The following is a 17,543-nucleotide window of genomic DNA, read 5'->3' on the forward strand; positions in this document are numbered from 1 at the left end:
ATAATCACTCAACAGCGGCCGGTCCCGCCACTAGACCGCAAGCCCGGCACGCTGCCTTAAATACCCTGCTCTACAAATGCAACGGTCTGGGCCAGTGCCGCGTCCAGCGCGCCGGCGTCGGTACCGCCGCCTTGCGCCATGTCCGGACGACCACCACCCTTACCGCCCACTGCCGCAGCGGCCTGCTTCATCAAATCACCGGCCTTGAGTTGGCCAGTCAGGTCTTTGGTCACGCCTGCGACGAGAACGACCTTTTCCTCATGGACACCGCCGAGCAGGATCACTGCGCGGCCGAGTTTGTTCTTCAATTGATCGACCAGCGCCAGCAGTGCCTTGCCATCCTGGCCGTCGAGACGCACGGCCAGCACTTTCACGCCCTTGACGTCCACGGCCTGGGCCGACAGATCGTCGCCCGCGGCGCTGGCCGCCTTGGCCTGCAACTGCTCGAGTTGTTTTTCCAGCAGGCGGTTGCGCTCCAGCACAGCCGACAGCTTGTCGATCAGGTTGTCGCGACTGCCCTTGATCAGGCTCGCCGCTTCCTTGAGTTGTTCTTCGGCGGCGTTGAGGTACGCCAGGGCCGCAGCGCCGGTGACTGCCTCGATACGCCGCACACCGGACGCCACGCCGCCTTCACTGATGATTTTCATCAGGCCGATGTCGCCGGTCCGGTTGGCGTGGATGCCACCGCACAGCTCCACGGAGAAATCGCCCATGCTCAGCACGCGCACGCTGTCGCCATACTTCTCGCCGAACAGCGCCATCGCACCCTTCTGCTTGGCGGTCTCGATGTCGGTTTCTTCGGTTTCTACCGGGGAGTTCTTGCGAATCTCGGCATTGACGATGTCTTCCAGGGCCTTGAGCTGCTCCGGCTTGATGGCTTCGAAATGGCTGAAGTCAAAACGCAGGCGCTGACTGTCCACCAAAGAGCCTTTCTGCTGGACGTGCTCACCCAGTACCTGGCGCAACGCGGCGTGCAGCAAGTGGGTGGCGGAGTGGTTCAGCGACGTGGCGTGACGCACCTCGGCATCGACATGAGCGGCCACCGGGGCGGCGATCATCAGGCTACCCGAGGCCAACACGCCGTGGTGCAGGAACGCGCCGCCGGTCTTGGTGGTATCGCGCACATCGAAGCGCGAACTGCCGGCCTGCAGGTAGCCGCTGTCGCCAATCTGGCCACCGGATTCGGCGTAGAACGGCGTCTTGTCCAGCACGATCACGCCTTCCTGGCCTTCGCTCAGAATGTCGACCGACTGACCGTCCTTATAGATCGCAACGATCTTGGCCGAACCGGTGGTGCCGGAATATCCGGTGAATTCAGTGGCTACGTCTACCTTGACCAGGCTGTTGTAGTCCATGCCGAAAGAGCTGGCGGAGCGCGCACGCACCCGCTGGGCTTCCATCTCGCGTTCGAAACCTTCCTCGTCGAGGGTCAGGTTGCGTTCGCGGGCGATGTCGCCGGTCAGGTCCATCGGGAAACCATAAGTGTCGTACAGCTTGAACACCACGTCGCCCGGAACCACGTTGCCCTTGAGCTCGGCCAAGTCCTGCTCGAGGATCTTCAGGCCTTGCTCCAGGGTCTTGGCGAACTGTTCTTCTTCAGCCTTGAGCACGCGCTCGATGTGCGCCTGCTGGGATTTGAGCTCCGGGAAGGCGTCGCCCATCTCGGCCACCAGCGCCGCGACGATCTGATAGAAGAAGCTGCCCTTGGCGCCCAGCTTGTTGCCATGGCGGCAGGCGCGACGAATGATCCGGCGCAGCACATAGCCGCGGCCCTCGTTGGACGGCAGCACACCGTCGGCAATCAGGAAGCCGCAGGAACGGATATGGTCGGCCACCACTTTCAGCGAAGCCTGGTTGTCGTTGGTGCAACCGATGGCCTTGGCCGAAGCGTTCAGCAGGCTCTGGAACAGGTCGATTTCGTAGTTGGAATGCACGTGCTGCAACACCGCACTGATCCGCTCAAGGCCCATGCCGGTGTCGACCGACGGCGCTGGCAGCGGATGCAAGACGCCATCGGCTGTGCGGTTGAACTGCATGAACACGTTGTTCCAGATCTCGATGTAACGGTCGCCGTCTTCTTCCGGCGAGCCGGGTGGGCCGCCCCAGATGTCGGCGCCGTGATCGTAGAAGATCTCGGTGCACGGGCCGCATGGGCCGGTGTCGCCCATGGTCCAGAAGTTATCGGAGGCGTATGGCGCGCCTTTGTTGTCGCCGATACGCACCATGCGCTCGGCCGGGACACCGACCTCTTTGGTCCAGATGTCATAGGCTTCGTCATCGCTGGCGTAGACCGTGACCCAGAGCTTCTCCTTGGGCAGGTTCAGCCACTTGTCGGAGGTCAGGAAGGTCCAGGCGAAAGTGATGGCGTCGCGCTTGAAGTAATCACCGAAGCTGAAGTTACCCAGCATTTCGAAAAAAGTGTGGTGACGAGCGGTATAGCCGACGTTTTCCAGGTCGTTGTGCTTGCCGCCGGCACGCACGCACTTCTGGCTGCTTACCGCACGGGTATAGGCACGTTTTTCCTGGCCCAGGAAACAGTCCTTGAACTGGTTCATCCCCGCGTTAGTGAACAGCAGGGTCGGGTCGTTGCCCGGGATCAAAGAGCTGGAGGCTACTCGGGTGTGGCCTTGCTCTTCGAAGAAGCGAAGGAAGGCTTCACGGATTTCTGCGCTTTTCATTAGGTTCTTCCACGGAGGCTGCGGCCAAAGGCCTGTGCAAAACGTCAACAGACGAAGCAACGGCAAAGGGCCGCATTATATCGGCCCTTCGCGTGGGGTACAGCGTGTTTATGCGATAGAAACTGTCAATTGGGCCGCTAGATGGCTCAGTTACGGGAAAAGTCGACGAAAGTGGCGATCACTTGGTCGATTTGCGCCGCGCTCACGTCCATGTGCGTCACCATTCGCAGGCGTGGCGCTGCAACGAGCTTGACGCCCCGCTCGGCGGCAAACGCCTTGATCGCCTCAGCCTGCTCGCCCATTTGCACATACACCATGTTGGTCTGCACCGGCTCGACCTCGTAACCCGCCGCACGCAAGCCCTCGGCGAGCCGCTGGGCATTGGCGTGGTCATCGGCCAGGCGCTGGACCTGATGCTCAAGGGCATACAACCCCGCCGCCGCCAGGATCCCGGCCTGGCGCATGCCGCCGCCGAGCATCTTGCGCAGCCGGCGCGCCTTGCCGATCAACTCAGCGCTGCCGCAAAGGACCGAGCCAATCGGAGCGCCGAGACCCTTGGACAGGCACACCGAGACCGAATCAAAGTATTGGGTGATCTCCCGGGCTTCGACATTCAGCTTGACCGCGGCGTTGTACAGCCGTGCGCCGTCCAGGTGCAGGGCCAGGCCATGCTCCTGGGTGAAACGCCGGGCCCGGGCCAGGTAATCCAGCGGCAGGACCTTGCCCTGCATGGTGTTTTCCAGGGCCAGCAGGCGGGTGCGGGCAAAGTGGAAGTCATCGGGCTTGATCGCCGCGGCCACTTGCGCCAAGTCCAGGGAGCCGTCCGCTTGCACCTCCAGGGGCTGAGGCTGGATCGACCCCAGCACCGCCGCCCCGCCACCTTCGTATTTATAGGTATGGGCCTGCTGGCCGACGATGTATTCGTCGCCCCGCTCACAATGGGCCATCAACCCCAACAGATTACTCATGGTGCCCGACGGCACGAACAGCGCCGCCGCGAACCCCAGGCGCCCAGCCAGTTCGGCTTCGAGGCGATTGACGGTCGGGTCTTCGCCATACACATCGTCGCCGGTAGGCGCGCTGGCCATGGCATCCAGCATGGCGGCGGAGGGCAGGGTGACCGTGTCGCTGCGAAGATCGATAACGCTCATGAATCTGGCCTCGGGTTCAGGTGTAGGGAAATTCCTTTTGAAGGGCAATTACTGCGGGCATGGTGAAGAATAATCAAGCCTGATCGAAGGAAAGCCTGAAGATTATCCAGAACTCCTGTGGGAGCGAGCTTGCTCGCGATAGCGGTGGTTCAGCTTGCCTTGATGCTGGCTGCAAAGGCGCCATCGCGAGCAAGCTCGCTCCCACAGGGGGATATGTGTTAAAAATCCCCCGCCGCCACAAACCATGGCGGCAAAACGTTCTCAGGGCGGGGTGCAACTCCCCACCGGCGGTAATTGCACGCAATGTGCATAGCCCGCGAGCGCTTGGCGGTACATGTGTTTTTATGTGTAACGGCAAGGTCAGCAGACCCGGTGTGATTCCGGGGCCGACGGTCATAGTCCGGATGAAGAGAGAACGGGATTGGTACCCAAGGGCCGACTGCGACTGTCTTGTACGCGGCGTACCCTCGAATCCCCTTCGATTCATGACGCCCTGTTTTTCACACAAACAGGAACCAGAACATGCAACCCACTGCAATCGACAGCAAAATCAAAAGCCATCCGGGCGAGCGCGTCGCGTTCATCCAGGCCTGCTGGCACAAGGAAATCGTCGACCAAAGCCGTAAAGGCTTCGTCGCTGAAATGATCATCCAGGGTTATCAGGAAAGCGATATCGACTTCTTCGAAGTCGGCGGCGCCTTCGAAATCCCGCTGCACGCCAAGCTACTGGCCAAGTCAGGCCGTTACGCCGGCATCGTCGCCGCCGGCCTGGTGGTGGACGGCGGCATCTACCGTCACGAGTTCGTCGCCCAATCGGTCATCAGCGGCTTGATGCAGGTGCAGCTGGAAACCGAAGTACCGGTGTTTTCGGTCGTGCTCACGCCGCATCACTTCCATGCCGGGGAAGAGCATCAGAAATTCTTCTTCGAGCATTTCGTGCACAAGGGCCAGGAAGCGGCAAAGACCTGTGCCGACACCCTGCACAAGACCCGGGCGCTGCGTCGTAGTGAGCAGCGGGCGGTAGCGAGCTAAAAGCCACTAAAAAACCTGTGGGAGCGAGCTTGCTCGCGATGATGGCGTATCAGTCACCTTCAACTTCGACTGGAACACCGCTATCGCGAGCAAGCTCGCTCCCACAATGGTTCGGTGTGAGCTTCAGGCCAGGTTTTCATCCGTAGCCGGCACGATCAGAATCCCCGCCCGCAAGCCATTCTTGACCTTGGGGTTCGGGAAGATGATCCGGGCGCCCTCCTCTTCGATCACCCAGCGGGTCTGGGCGATGTCTTCAGCCAGGACATAGCCTTTGCCCAACTCCGAGAAGTTCTCGACGTCCGCCGGCAGGTTCAAGCGGAAGCTGTCGCTGTGCTTGATGATTTCCCGCGCCACGCTGAACAGCTGCAGGCCATCCAGCCCTTCGTCCAGCTCAGGCTCGTTGCCTTCGATGATCTGGTGCAGGCGGGTTTCCAGCGGGCCGACGTTGACGCCGTCGTTCTCCCCGAACGGCCGGGCCTTGCCCAGTTCCAGGGTGAAGGACTCGGCGCCAAGCTGGTCGTAGGTGTAGGCGCTGAACACAATGGACGGCTTGTTTTGCAGCAACACCGCCTCCATGCCCGCCGCACGCAAGCGCGCCAATTCCCGGCGTGAATGCTGGCGGCCCTCCTTCCACGGGTACAAGGCGAATTGCTCGATCTTCGAGCCGCGGATGGCGGTGTGCAGGTCGTAATGCAGGCGACTGCGTTCGGGTCGACTGAAAAAACTGGCGGCCAACCGTTCCAACTCACAGGCCCGCAGCGCTTCGGCGCCACCGCTCAGTTCATGGCGGCCATTGAACAGCCGGTTGACGTCCTGTTCGACGAAACGCTCACCGCGCCGGATGGCCTCGGGGTTGCCGAACAGAAACAGAATGCGTGCCCGGGGTTTCAAATTTCCCCGGGCGATGTCATGCAGCAAGCGGTCGAGCAATTCGATGGGGGCGGTTTCGTTGCCGTGGATACCGGCCGACAGCAGCAGGTCCAGGCCGTTATCCCGAGCTTCGGGCGGCTTGACCTCCAGCGCGCCCTCGCTCAACCAGCGCATCCGTACGCCTTCGACAGTCAGTTGAGTCTTCTCCGCCGGTTCACGGCCGGCGAGGGTCAGTTCAAGCAGTTTGCCGAGGGCGAGCATAGCGCGGTTTCCTTAATGGTCGTGGCCGCAATCCGGGCCATGGACATGGTCATCGTCGCCGACGTCCGCCGGTTCCATTTCCAGTTGCAGGCTGACCAGGTTGGTCGCCAATGGACGCAACAACAGGTTGGCGTATTCCTCGTCCCCCTCCTCGACATCGACGCCGATCAGCAACTGACCGCGGCCATCCTGCTGGATCCACAACTCCTTGCCTTGCCACATCACCGCGACGCGGGTGCAGGAGGTTTCCAGTTGGGTACCGTCGGTGTCTTCAAGGATCAGTTGCAGGGTATCGCTCATGTTTTACGTTCTCGTCTGGAGATTAAAGGCAACGCGCCCTGCTTTGACTGTAGTCAGGTCGCGCGCGCTTTCAATTGATCTGGAAAGGATAAACCGCGCCAAGTTTAAGGATTTGTGTCAGTTCATCCAGTGCGCCACGGCATTCGAGCAGCAACTGCGGGTCTGCCAGGTCATTTTCGGTCATGCGGTCGCGGTAGTGCCGCTCGACCCACTGGGTCAGCGAATCGTACAACGGCGCGGTCATGATAACCCCTGGATTGACCGCCGCCAGTTCGGTTTCATTGAGGGCCACGCGCAACCTCAGGCACGCCGGGCCACCACCGTTCTGCATGCTTTGCTTGAGGTCGAAGACCTTCACTTCGCGAATCACCCCGCCCGCGCCCGTCAGGCCTTGCAGGTATTGCCAGACGCGTTCGTTGCTACGGCACTCTTCCGGCACGATCAGCAGCATCGAGCCGTCGGGGCGCGACAGCAGTTGGCTATTGAACAGGTAGGAACGTACCGCATCATCCACCGTCACCGCCGAACGCGGCACACACACCGACTGAAATTTCCCACCGACTTTGGCGAGTTTACTGCTCAATTCGGCCAACATCTTCTCGGTCTCGAGAAATGCATCCTCGTGATAGAACAACACCTCGCCGTTGCCCACCGCGATCACGTCGTTGTGAAACACACCCTGGTCGATCACCGACGGATTCTGCTGCGCGTACACCACGCCCTCCTCCCTCAGCCCATGCAAGCGGGCAACGGCCTGGGAGGCTTCCAGTGTCTGGCGCGCCGGGTATTTCTGCGGCGCCGGATAGCGGCTGTCGAAGGTACTGCGGCCGAACACGAAAAACTCCACACCAGCTTCGCCGTAGGCGCGGCAGAAACGGGTGTGGTTGGCGGCCCCTTCATCGCCGAACTGCGCCACCGCCGGCAATGCGGCGTGGTGGGCGAAGTGCTGCTGGTCGGCAAACATCGCCCCCAATACACGACTGGTGGTCGGATGCTCGATGCTGCGGTGGTACTTGCAGTTCAGGTTGGCGGCGGTGAAATGCACGCGACCGTCGGCGGTGTCGGCGCTCGGGCTGACGGTGGCGGCGTTGGCCACCCACATGCTGGAGGCCGAGCAACTGGCGACCAACAGTGGCATCGCTTCTTTCGCGGCCTGTTCAATGACCTGGGCATCGCTGCCGGCAAAGCCCAATCGGCGCAGGGCCGCCACGTCCGGGCGCTCCTGTGGCGCCAGCACGCCTTGCTGGAACCCCATGTCCATCAGCGCCTTCATTTTCGCCAGGCCCTGCAACGCCGCTTCCTTGGGGTTGGAGGACTGCTGGCTGTTGCTCTGGGACGCGACGTTGCCGTACGAGAGCCCGCCGTAGTTATGGGTCGGCCCCACTAGACCGTCAAAGTTGACTTCATAGGATTTCATCAGCGAGGCTCCACGAGAATCTGTTTTTTATAGGCATCAAATAACAACCGCGGCGCGGCTATCGCGAGCAAGCTCGCTCCCACATGGATTGCAAAAGGTCTTGTGGGAGCGAGCTTGCTCGCGATCGGGGTTTACACCATTCTCACGCCGGGGGTCAGGGCAGCCGGCATGACAAGGCTTGGCGTCTCCAGGGAAGCCACCGGGTACGCGCAATAATCGGCCGCGTAATAAGCACTGGCGCGATGGTTGCCCGAGGCGCCGACACCGCCGAACGGCGCGCTGCTGGCAGCACCGGTCAGTTGTTTGTTCCAGTTGACGATACCGGCGCGGCTCTGCAACCAGAACTGTTGGTAATGCTCCTGGGAATCCGACAGCAGGCCGGCCGCCAGACCGTATTGGGTGTTGTTGGCCTCGGCGATGGCCGCAGGGAAATCCGTGTAGCGAATCACCTGCAACAACGGTCCGAACAACTCTTCGTCAGGCCGCTCGGTCACCGCTGTCACATCCAGGATACCCGGCGTCAACAATGCCGCCTGAGGCTGCGGCTGGGTCATGGCCAACAGCGGCACGGCGCCTTTGCCCAGCAAATGGTTTTGCGCATCCATCAGCGCTTTCGCCGCGCCCAGGGAAATCACCGAGCCCATGAACGGTGCCGGCTGCTGGTCAAAGGCCCCCACCTCAATCGCCGAGCTGACCGCCACCAGGCGCGCCAGCAAGGCATCGCCCCAGGCACCTTCCGGCACCAGCAAGCGGCGCGCACAGGTGCAGCGTTGGCCAGCAGAAATGAACGCGGACTGGATGATGGTGTAGACCGCCGCATCGACGTCCGCCACCTCATCCACCACCAGCGGGTTGTTACCGCCCATTTCCAGGGCCAGGATCTTGTCCGGGCGACCGGAAAACTGCTGATGCAACAGATTGCCGGTACGGCTGGACCCGGTGAAAAACAGCCCGTCGATACCTGGGTTCGCCGCCAGGGCGATACCGGTTTCCCGCGCGCCTTGCAGCAGGTTCAGCACGCCGGCCGGGAGACCGGCCTCGATCCAGCACTTGACCGTCAGCTCGGCGACTTTCGGCGTCAGCTCGCTCGGCTTGAACAACACGCTATTGCCGGCCAGCAGCGCGGGCACGATATGTCCGTTGGGCAAGTGGCCGGGGAAGTTGTAGGGGCCGAACACCGCCACCACACCGTGAGGCTTGTGGCGCAGCACAGCGGTGGCGTCGCCCAGGGGGCCGCTCTTTTCGCCGGTCCGCTCACGGTAGCTCTGCACCGAAATAGCCACTTTGTTGATCATGCTGGTGACTTCGGTGGCAGCTTCCCACAACGGCTTGCCGGTTTCCTCACCGATGCAATGGGCCAGTTCGTCAGCGTGATTCTTCAAGGCCGCGGCAAATGCTTCCAGCACCTGGATGCGCTCGTCCAGCGAGCGCCGGGCCCAGTCCGGGAACGCCTGGCGGGCGGCCTGCACCGCCGACTCCACTTGCGCCGCCGTAGCGCCCTTGCCAGCCCACAGCACCTGCTGGGTCACCGGGTTCAACGACTCAAAGAGGTCGCCCTGGCCTTCCAGCCAACTGCCTGCGATGTACAGCGACTTCATTATTTCGACTCCCGAGCAGCAGACAACGCGACGGCGCGTACCTGATCGCCAGCGTTGAGTTGAAGACGTTTGGCGGTCAGCGGATCGACCACCAGGGTGCCTGCGGCAAAACGCGCCGGTGCGGCCGTGATGCGGCAGTCTTCGCGCTTGCGGTTATGGATGAGGAACGGCGTGGCGTCATCGCCCGGCGTACCGATGGCCAGGACCAGCGCCTGGCTGTCGCGAATCGCGCGGATCTTGCCGGTTTCGCATTCCACGGCCGGGCCGGCGTCGAAGATATCGACGTAACCCTGGTAGCTGAACCCTTCGCTCTTGAGCATCGACAGCGCCGGTTCCGTATCAGGGTGCACCTGGCCGATCACGGCCCGGGCATCTTCGGACAAGAAACAGGTGTACAGCGGGAACTTGGGCATCAATTCGGCGATGAACGCCTTGTTGCCCACGCCGGTGAGGTAATCGGCCTGGCTGAATTCCATCTTGAAGAAGTGCCGGCCCAGGCTTTCCCAGAACGGCGAACGGCCGCTGTCGTCGGACATGCCGCGCATCTCGGCGATGATTTTGTTGCCAAACAGCTGCGGGAACTCGGCGATGAACAACAGCCGCGCCTTGGCCAGCATGCGACCGTTGAGACCACTGCGGTAGTCAGCGTGGAGGAACAGCGAGCACAGCTCGGAATTGCCGGTCAGGTCGTTGGCCAAAAACAGGGTCGGGATTTCCCGGTAGATGTTCAGCTCCTGGGAGGCGCTGACCGTCAGGCCGACCCGGAAGTTGTACCAGGGCTCACGCAAGCCCACGGCGCCGGCGATGGCGGAAATGCCGACCACGCGACCGTCATCGTCTTCGAGCACGAACAGGTAGTCCGCATCACCGCGCCCGGCTTCGCCGCGAAAGGTCTTCTCGGCCCAACCGACCCGATGGGCCAGGCGCTCTTCATTGGCCGGCAAGGTAGTCAAGCCGGTGCCGGTGCTGCGGGCCAGGGCGATCAGAGCGGGTAAGTCGCTGCTGCGTACGGGACGAACGATCATGCTATCTCCTCGAACGGGTCGCTTGCGCCACCCGCGAAACTCATTAAACCGCCACCAGGCGCACGCTGGCACCTTCGCCAACGCCCAGGGCCTCGGCCGCTTCCATGTCCAACGTCACAGGCTTGCCCGGCGCGTAATCGAGCTCGAGCAGCACGGCGCGGTAATCCTGCAATTGTGCATTAGCCACCAGGTATTGCCGGCCGACGCCCTTGACCGGTTCGCCGATCTTCACTGGCACCACGCGGCTCTGGGCAATCGAGCGAATCCCCGAGACACGGGCATGCAGGGTCGGGCCACCGTCAAAAATGTCGATGTAGTGATCGGTCTCGAAACCTTCGCGCATCAGGATGTCGAAGGTGATCTGCGCGCGCGGATGGACCTGGCCCATGGCTTCCTGGGCGGCGTCCGGCAGCAGCGGCACGTAGATCGGGTAATGGGGCATCAGCTCGGCGAGGAAGGTACGGCTTTTCAGCCCGCACAAGCGCTCGGCGGCGGCGTAGTTGAGATCGAAGAAGTTGCGACCGATGGCGTCCCAGAACGGCGAATCGCCATTTTCATCGCTGTAGCCGACGATCTCGGTCACCACCGAATCGGCAAACCGCTCCGGATGGCTGGCGACGAACAACAGGCGCCCGCGGGAATTGAGTTCCGACCACGGCGATCCCACCAGCTCCGGCACCACGTAGAAACTGGTCAGCAGACTGTTACCGGTCAGGTCGTGGCACTGGGAAAGCACGTGGATCTTGTTGTGGATCTTCAGCTCACGGGAGGCATGAACGAAAGTCTCGTTGCGAAAACTGTAGAAGGGCTCGGAATAACCGGCCGAGGCGACAATGGCCGAACAGCCCGCCAGTTTGCCGGTGGCAGTATCTTCAAGGACAAAGAAATAGCTTTCTTCGCCATTGAAGCTGACTTCGGCGGCAAACGAGGCTTCGCTTGCGGCGATCTTGTCGCTCAGGCGTTCCACGTCATCCGGCAAGGAAGTGACACCGATCGGACTGTCCGCAGCCAGACGCTGTACCTCGCCCAGATCCGCCATTTGCGCGGGGCGCATCACCAGCATGGTGTCACTCCTTAACTTGAAATAAACGGTTCGACCATGGGGTCGATACACAGAAAAAACTAAACGAACATGCCGGTCCGCATTGCATCTGCGGCGGTGCTCGATTTTTCAGCCGCTGCAAGACTCCTGTGGGAGCGAGCTTGCTCGCGATAGCGGTGCGCCAGTCAACATGGATGCTGGCTCATCTGACGCCATCGCGAGCAAGCTCGCTCCCACAGGGGGGCCGGCTCAGCCTTTGGTTTGCGTCAACTTCGCCGCGGCCCGCTCGAAGCGGTCCAGGCCGGCATCGATGTCGGCGTCTTCCACCACCAGGCTCGGAGCGAAGCGGATCACGTCCGGGCCGGCTTGCAGGATCATCAGGCCTTCCCGTTCGGCAGCGTTGAAAATGTCCTTGGCCTTGCCTTTCCAGGTGTCGTTCAGCACACAACCGATCAGCAGGCCCAAGCCACGCACCTGGGTGAACAGGCCGTACTTCTCGCCGATCTGCTCCAGGCGAGCCTTGAACTTGTCGTGCTTGGCCTTGACGCCGGCGAGCACCTCAGGGGTATTGACCACATCGATCACCGCCTCGGCCACCGCGCAAGCCAGCGGGTTGCCGCCGTAGGTGGTGCCGTGGGTGCCAACGACCAGATGCTTGGCCAGGGCTTCGGTGGTGAGCATGGCCGCGATCGGGAAACCACCGCCCAGGCTCTTGGCACTGGTGAGGATGTCCGGGACCACGCCGTAATGCATGTAGGCGAACAGGTGGCCACTGCGGCCCATACCGGTCTGCACTTCGTCGAACACCAGCAGCGCGTCGTGGGCATCGCACAGGTCGCGGGCGCCTTGCAGGTAGGCCTGCTCGGCCGGCAGCACACCGCCCTCGCCCTGGATCGGTTCCAGCACCACGGCGCAGGTCTTGTCCGAGATGGCAGCTTTCAAAGCGGCCAGGTCGTTGTAAGGAACGTGGGTGATGCCGGTAATTTTAGGCCCGAAACCGTCGGAGTACTTCGACTGTCCGCCGACATTGACGGTGAACAGGGTGCGGCCGTGGAAACTGTTGAGCGCGGCGATGATTTCGTATTTTTCGCTGCCGAAACGATCGAACGCGACACGACGGGCCAGCTTGAAAGCGGCCTCGTTGGCTTCAGCGCCGGAGTTGCAGAAGAACGCGCGCTCGGCAAAGGTTGCGTCGATCAACTTATGGGCCAGGCGCAGGGCCGGTTCGTTGGTGAACACGTTGGACACGTGCCACAGCTTATTGGCCTGCTCGGTCAGTGCGCCGACCAGCGCCGGGTGGGCGTGGCCCAGTACGTTGACTGCAATACCGCCAGCAAAGTCGATCAACTCACGACCGGACTGGTCCCATACGCGGGAACCGGCACCCCGCACAGGGATGAAGGCAGCAGGTGCATAGTTGGGAACCATCACCTGGTCGAAATCGGCGCGTTGTACCGCGGCTTGCTCAACGGACATCGGAGTCTCCTGAAGAGGAACACCCGCCTGGAACTGGCGAGCTTGGTAAGGATTGTAAGGACAGTTTTCAGCCCGGCCTTGTCGCCAAGCGACAACTTCTTATAGCGCCAACCCACGTTTTTCGCGGGTTTACGGCAATGCGACAAATAGCGTCGCAAAGGCGCAGTTTAAACGTTGCCAAGGGATTTGAGGCACCCGCATCCATATTTCCCTGGCCAGCCACAACTGGAACTTGAGAGGAGTGATCTGTGGTGAGGGGATTTATCCCCGCTGGGCTGCGGAGCAGCCCCAAAAAGGCCCGATGCGAAAATCTGATGAACCGAGGCGGCAGGGATATGAAGGGTTGCTACGCAACCCAACGGGGATAAATCCCCTCGCCACAGGGTGTTGTGTCAACCCTAGCCACAGGGAGTTGTATCTGCCCTAGCCACAGGGAGTTGTATCTGCCCTAGCCGCAGATGTTGCTCCAGCCTAGCCGCGTTCGGACGGCACCGACGACAATTCGAATGGACTGCTGCTGCGCCGCTGGTTGCGATCTTCCCGCGGCGTGGCGCCGAAGAAGTTGCGGTAGGCGCTGGAGAAATGCGGCCCCGAGGAAAACCCGCAGGACAGGCCGATCTGGATGATGGATTTGCTGGTCTGCATCAGCATCTGCCGGGCCTTGTTCAGGCGCAGTTCCAAGTAGTACTGGCTCGGCACGCGATTGAGGTATTGCTTGAAGATCCGCTCCAGCTGCCGACGGGACACGCACACATGCTGGGCGATTTCGTCGGTGGTCAGCGGCTCCTCGATGTTGGCTTCCATCAACAGCACCGCCTGGGTGAGCTTCGGATGGCTGGAGCCGAGACGGTTCTGCAGCGGGATGCGCTGACGCTCGCCACCTTCGCGGATGCGCTCGACCACCAGCTCTTCCGACACCGCACCGGCCAACTCAGCCCCATGATCCCGGGCCAGCACCGCCAGCAACAGGTCGAGCACCGACATGCCACCGCAGGCGGTCAGGCGATCGCGATCCCAGTCGAACAGGTGGCTGGTGGCAATAACCTTGGGGAAACGCTCGGAGAAATCGTCCTGCCAACGCCAGTGCACGGCGGCGCGGTAACCGTCGAGCAAACCCAACTGGGCCAGGGGATAGACACCGGCGGACAAGCCACCGATCACACAACCGGCACGCACCAGTTGCTTGAGGGCGCTGCCCAAGGGCGACGCCAGTGCGGTCGGTGGTTCATCGGCCAGCAGGAACAGCTTCTGGAAACCTTCGAGCTTGCCGGCCCAGGGTTCGCCCGGCAGCTGCCAGGCGCCTTCGGCCGGCACTTCGGCCTGCAAGAACGACAATTCGTAGACCACATCCGGATGCACCCGCTGAGCAACACGCAAGGCCTCCTCGGCCAGCGCCAGCGTCAAGGCTTTAGTGCTGGGCCAAATCAGGAAACCAATTCGATGGGCAGTCATGGCGGGCAATCCGAAGCGAAAACAGTATTAAAGCCAAAAGCGGCTGCAACCAAATTAGACCATCTGGCGCGCGGTGCGCAGCATGACCTAAATCAGGTGCGAAACGGGAGCGATTACTTGAGGCTGCCCGAAAGAAATTGCTGCAGGCGCTCCGATTGCGGATTGACCAGCACTTCACGTGGGTTGCCGCTTTCTTCGACGACGCCTTTGTGCAAGAACACCAGCTGGTTCGACACCTCGCGGGCAAAGCCCATTTCGTGGGTCACCACCACCATGGTCCGGCCTTCCAGGGCCAGGGCTTGCATCACCTTGAGCACATCGCCCACCAGCTCCGGGTCCAGCGCCGAGGTCGGCTCGTCGAACAGCATCACTTCCGGCTCCACCGCCAACGCCCGGGCAATTGCCACCCGCTGCTGTTCGCCGCCAGACATGTGACCCGGGTAGGCGTCCTTGCGATGCGCCACGCCGACCTTGTTCAGGTAATACTCGGCCTTTTCGCGCGCCTCGGCCTTGGCCACGCCCAACACATGCACCGGCGCTTCCATGATGTTTTCCAGCGCGGTCATGTGGGACCACAGGTTGAAATGCTGGAACACCATCGACAGCCGCGAACGCATGCGTTGTAGCTGCTTGGCGTCCGCGGCCTTCAACGCGCCGTCCTTGCCAGCAACCAACTTCAGCTCTTCGTTATTGAGCAGAATCTTGCCGGCATGGGGTTGCTCGAGCAGGTTGATGCAACGCAGGAAGGTACTCTTGCCAGAGCCACTGGAGCCGATGATGCTGATCACATCGCCGGCGGCGGCTTTCAGGGAAACGCCCTTGAGCACTTCGTGACTGCCATAGCGTTTATGCAGGTCTTGGACTTCAAGCTTGTACATGCGGTCGGTTCTCACAAAACGTCAGTCGTTGAGCAGTCGATCGGATCGATGCGTTATCAGTGCTTGCGCGGGGCCAGGTAACCCAGCCAGCGGCGCTCGGCCAGTTTGAACAGGCGCACCAAGACGAAGGTCAGGCACAGGTAGAAAGCGCCGGCCGTGATGTAAGCCTCGAACGGCAAGTAATACTGCGCATTCACCGTGCGCGCCGCACCGGTGATGTCGATCAGGGTCACGATGGAGGCCAGGCTGGTGGTCTGCAGCATCATGATCACCTCGTTGCTGTATTGCGGCAGCGCCCGGCGCAAGGCCGACGGCAACAGGATCCGCCGATACAGCTTGTAGCGCGACATGCCCATGGCCTTGGCCGCTTCGATCTCACCGTTAGGCGTGGCCCGCAGGCTACCGGCGATGATTTCGGCGGTGTAGGCGCTGGTGTTGATGGCGAACGCCAGGCACGCGCAGAAGGTCGCACTGGACAGCCACGGCCAGAGGAAGCTTTCGCGCACGATCGCGAACTGCGCCAGCCCGTAGTAGATCAGGAACAGCTGCACCAGCATCGGCGTGCCGCGAATCACGTAGGTGTAGAGCCAGGCCGTCATGTTGACCAGTGGCTGCTTGGACACGCGCATCAGCCCCAGGGGCAGCGCCGCCAACAGGCCGAAGAACAGCGACAAGGCCAGCAGCTTCAAGGTGGTCAGCAGGCCACCGAAGTACAGCGGCAAGGCTTCATAGATGACGTTGTAGTCGAAGATCATAGATCAGCCGCCCTTACGCCTACCGAGTAGCGCTTCTCAAGGTGACGCAATGCCAGCAACGAGACACTGGTGATCACCAGGTACATCGCCGCCACTGCGAGGAAGAAGGTGAAAGGTTCGCGAGTGGCATCCGCCGCCTGCTTGGCCTTGAACATCATGTCTTGCAGGCCCACCACCGAAATCAGCGCGGTGGCCTTGGTCAACACCAACCAGTTGTTGGTAAAGCCCGGAATCGCCAGGCGAATCATCTGCGGCACCAGCACCCGGAAAAACACCTGGAAACCGCTCATGCCGTACGCCATGCCCGCCTCGGCCTGCCCCTTGGGGATCGCCATGAACGCGCCGCGAAAGGTTTCCGACAGGTAGGCACCGAAGATGAAACCGAGGGTACCGATACCGGCCGCCAGCGGGTTCAGGTCGATGTAGTCGTCATAACCGAGCATCGGAGCCACGCGATTGAGCAGATCCTGACCACCGTAGAAAATCAGCAGGATCAGCACCAGGTCGGGAATGCCGCGAATGACCGTGGAATACAGGTCACCCAGCCACGCCAGCCAACGCACCGGCGAGAGGCGCAACGCGACGCCGATCAGTCCCAGGACGATGGCCAGGGCCATGGACGACAAGGCGAGCTGAAGCGTCAACCATGCGCCATCGAGGATGACAGCCCCGTAGCCTTTCAACATGATTCAGGTCCTCGAATGTGGGATGAAAAAATGGCGCAAACCGCAGAGATCCTGTTGCTTGCGCCATTTCGCACGAGTGGCGGGACGGTGTTACTTGCCGTAGATGTCGAAGGCGAAGTATTTGTCCTGGATTTGCTTGTATTTGCCGTTCTCGCGAATGGCAGCGATTGCACTGTTGATCTTGTCCTTCAGCGCGTCGCCCTTGCGAACCGCGATACCTACGCCATCGCCGAAGTATTTGACGTCGGTGAAAGCCGGGCCCACGAACGCAAAGCCCTTGCCAGCATCGGTCTTCAGGAAACCGTCATCCAACAGCGTAGCGTCTGCCACGGTGCCGTCGAGACGGCCGGCGGAGACGTCCAGGTAAATCTCGTTCTGCGAACCGTACGGCTTGATCTCGGCACCCAGCGGAGCCAGGACTTCGCGGGCAAAACGCTCGTGAATCGAACCGCGCTGCACGCCGATGTTCTTGCCCTTGAGTTCGGTCAGGCCTTCGCTGACCTGGGTACCGGCCTTCATCACCAGACGAGCCGGGGTGTTGTAGTACTTGTTGGTGAAATCAACGGATTTCTTGCGGTCTTCAGTGATCGACATGGACGACAGGATCGCATCGATCTTGCGCACCTTGAGCGCCGGGATCAGACCGTCGAATTCCTGCTCGACCCACACACACTTGACCTTCATCTCTTCGCACAGCGCATTGCCGATGTCGTAGTCGAACCCGACGATGCTGCCATCCGGGGCTTTCGAGGCAAACGGAGGGTAAGCCGCTTCGATACCGATCTTCACGGGCTTCTCATCGGCGAATGTCGGCAGGGACAGCACGGACAGTGCCAGGGCGCCAAGCAGCACAAGTTTCTTCATCTTGGGACTCCATCGGTAAAGGGCAAAAACGGCAGAGTGAGCAACAGCCCAATATGCG

15 protein-coding genes and 1 riboswitch are annotated in these 17,543 nt (G+C 61.4%); of the genes, 1 reads left to right on the top strand and 14 read right to left on the bottom strand.

Annotated elements, in window-relative coordinates:
- Positions 1-56 precede the first annotated feature (56 nt).
- Positions 57-2,678: an alanine--tRNA ligase gene (gene alaS / locus LOY70_RS22820; protein ID WP_265029407.1), complete on the bottom strand. Its 2,622-nt coding sequence runs from the start codon at positions 2,676-2,678 to the stop codon at positions 57-59.
- A gap of 146 nt (positions 2,679-2,824) precedes the next feature.
- Entirely contained in the window at positions 2,825-3,829 is a 1,005-nt protein-coding gene (gene ltaE, locus LOY70_RS22825; protein ID WP_265029408.1) for a low-specificity L-threonine aldolase, read from the bottom strand.
- A 253-nt stretch (positions 3,830-4,082) separates the two neighbouring features.
- Positions 4,083-4,250, top strand: a riboswitch (FMN riboswitch).
- Between the two features lie 101 nt (positions 4,251-4,351).
- On the opposite strand from ltaE, the gene LOY70_RS22830 reads away from it, so the two are divergent.
- The gene (locus LOY70_RS22830) at positions 4,352-4,861 is read left to right on the top strand and encodes a 6,7-dimethyl-8-ribityllumazine synthase (protein WP_265029409.1); all 510 of its coding nucleotides are present in this window, start codon (positions 4,352-4,354) and stop codon (positions 4,859-4,861) included.
- 123 nt (positions 4,862-4,984) lie between these two features.
- Here LOY70_RS22830 and astE read toward each other — a convergent pair whose 3' ends face one another.
- From astE to LOY70_RS22890, 12 genes are all read right to left on the bottom strand, one after another.
- Positions 4,985-5,992 carry a succinylglutamate desuccinylase gene (gene astE / locus LOY70_RS22835; protein ID WP_025215102.1) on the bottom strand — a complete coding sequence of 336 codons (1,008 nt, stop codon included), beginning with the start codon at positions 5,990-5,992 and terminating at the stop codon, positions 4,985-4,987.
- A 12-nt stretch (positions 5,993-6,004) separates the two neighbouring features.
- On the bottom strand, positions 6,005-6,292 hold the full coding sequence (locus tag LOY70_RS22840; RefSeq protein ID WP_003178862.1) for a hypothetical protein: 288 nt from the start codon (positions 6,290-6,292) through the stop codon (positions 6,005-6,007).
- Positions 6,293-6,362: 70 nt separating this feature from the next.
- Positions 6,363-7,709: an N-succinylarginine dihydrolase gene (gene astB, locus LOY70_RS22845; RefSeq protein ID WP_265029410.1), complete on the bottom strand. Its 1,347-nt coding sequence runs from the start codon at positions 7,707-7,709 to the stop codon at positions 6,363-6,365.
- A 131-nt stretch (positions 7,710-7,840) separates the two neighbouring features.
- On the bottom strand, positions 7,841-9,310 hold the full coding sequence (gene astD, locus LOY70_RS22850; protein WP_265038157.1) for a succinylglutamate-semialdehyde dehydrogenase: 1,470 nt from the start codon (positions 9,308-9,310) through the stop codon (positions 7,841-7,843).
- Positions 9,307-10,332, bottom strand: a complete 1,026-nt coding sequence (gene astA, locus LOY70_RS22855) for an arginine N-succinyltransferase (RefSeq protein ID WP_123346350.1) — start codon at positions 10,330-10,332, stop codon at positions 9,307-9,309. Before astA ends, astD begins: the two co-directional genes overlap by 4 nt.
- 43 nt (positions 10,333-10,375) lie before the next feature.
- Positions 10,376-11,395, bottom strand: a complete 1,020-nt coding sequence (aruF, locus tag LOY70_RS22860) for an arginine/ornithine succinyltransferase subunit alpha (protein ID WP_092201660.1) — start codon at positions 11,393-11,395, stop codon at positions 10,376-10,378.
- 228 nt (positions 11,396-11,623) lie between these two features.
- Positions 11,624-12,850, bottom strand: coding sequence for an aspartate aminotransferase family protein (locus tag LOY70_RS22865; RefSeq protein WP_265029411.1), 1,227 nt, complete (start codon positions 12,848-12,850; stop codon positions 11,624-11,626).
- Positions 12,851-13,321: 471 nt separating this feature from the next.
- On the bottom strand, positions 13,322-14,302 hold the full coding sequence (gene argR, locus LOY70_RS22870; protein WP_265029412.1) for a transcriptional regulator ArgR: 981 nt from the start codon (positions 14,300-14,302) through the stop codon (positions 13,322-13,324).
- A gap of 113 nt (positions 14,303-14,415) precedes the next feature.
- Positions 14,416-15,180: an ABC transporter ATP-binding protein gene (locus tag LOY70_RS22875; RefSeq protein ID WP_025215107.1), complete on the bottom strand. Its 765-nt coding sequence runs from the start codon at positions 15,178-15,180 to the stop codon at positions 14,416-14,418.
- Between the two features lie 56 nt (positions 15,181-15,236).
- Positions 15,237-15,935, bottom strand: coding sequence for an ABC transporter permease (locus LOY70_RS22880; protein WP_265029413.1), 699 nt, complete (start codon positions 15,933-15,935; stop codon positions 15,237-15,239).
- A complete protein-coding gene (locus LOY70_RS22885) occupies positions 15,932-16,621 on the bottom strand; it encodes an ABC transporter permease (protein WP_025215109.1) in 690 nt (229 codons plus the stop codon). The genes LOY70_RS22880 and LOY70_RS22885 overlap by 4 nt, the downstream gene beginning before the upstream one ends.
- A gap of 90 nt (positions 16,622-16,711) precedes the next feature.
- Complete coding sequence (locus tag LOY70_RS22890) at positions 16,712-17,485, bottom strand: ABC transporter substrate-binding protein (protein WP_265029414.1); 774 nt, start codon at positions 17,483-17,485, stop codon at positions 16,712-16,714.
- Between the last annotated feature and the right edge of the window lie 58 nt (positions 17,486-17,543).

Source organism: Pseudomonas sp. B21-054 (assembly GCF_026016345.1).
Taxonomy (GTDB): Bacteria; Pseudomonadota; Gammaproteobacteria; order Pseudomonadales; family Pseudomonadaceae; genus Aquipseudomonas.

Coding starts and splice junctions, on each gene's coding strand:
- alaS (WP_265029407.1), bottom strand. CDS start 2,678: ATGAAAAGCGCAGAAATCCGTGAAGCCTTCCTTCGCTTCTTCGAAGAG.
- ltaE (WP_265029408.1), bottom strand. CDS start 3,829: ATGAGCGTTATCGATCTTCGCAGCGACACGGTCACCCTGCCCTCCGCC.
- LOY70_RS22830 (WP_265029409.1), top strand. CDS start 4,352: ATGCAACCCACTGCAATCGACAGCAAAATCAAAAGCCATCCGGGCGAG.
- astE (WP_025215102.1), bottom strand. CDS start 5,992: ATGCTCGCCCTCGGCAAACTGCTTGAACTGACCCTCGCCGGCCGTGAA.
- LOY70_RS22840 (WP_003178862.1), bottom strand. CDS start 6,292: ATGAGCGATACCCTGCAACTGATCCTTGAAGACACCGACGGTACCCAA.
- astB (WP_265029410.1), bottom strand. CDS start 7,709: ATGAAATCCTATGAAGTCAACTTTGACGGTCTAGTGGGGCCGACCCAT.
- astA (WP_123346350.1), bottom strand. CDS start 10,332: ATGATCGTTCGTCCCGTACGCAGCAGCGACTTACCCGCTCTGATCGCC.
- aruF (WP_092201660.1), bottom strand. CDS start 11,395: ATGCTGGTGATGCGCCCCGCGCAAATGGCGGATCTGGGCGAGGTACAG.
- LOY70_RS22865 (WP_265029411.1), bottom strand. CDS start 12,850: ATGTCCGTTGAGCAAGCCGCGGTACAACGCGCCGATTTCGACCAGGTG.
- argR (WP_265029412.1), bottom strand. CDS start 14,302: ATGACTGCCCATCGAATTGGTTTCCTGATTTGGCCCAGCACTAAAGCC.
- LOY70_RS22875 (WP_025215107.1), bottom strand. CDS start 15,180: ATGTACAAGCTTGAAGTCCAAGACCTGCATAAACGCTATGGCAGTCAC.
- LOY70_RS22880 (WP_265029413.1), bottom strand. CDS start 15,935: ATGATCTTCGACTACAACGTCATCTATGAAGCCTTGCCGCTGTACTTC.
- LOY70_RS22885 (WP_025215109.1), bottom strand. CDS start 16,621: ATGTTGAAAGGCTACGGGGCTGTCATCCTCGATGGCGCATGGTTGACG.
- LOY70_RS22890 (WP_265029414.1), bottom strand. CDS start 17,485: ATGAAGAAACTTGTGCTGCTTGGCGCCCTGGCACTGTCCGTGCTGTCC.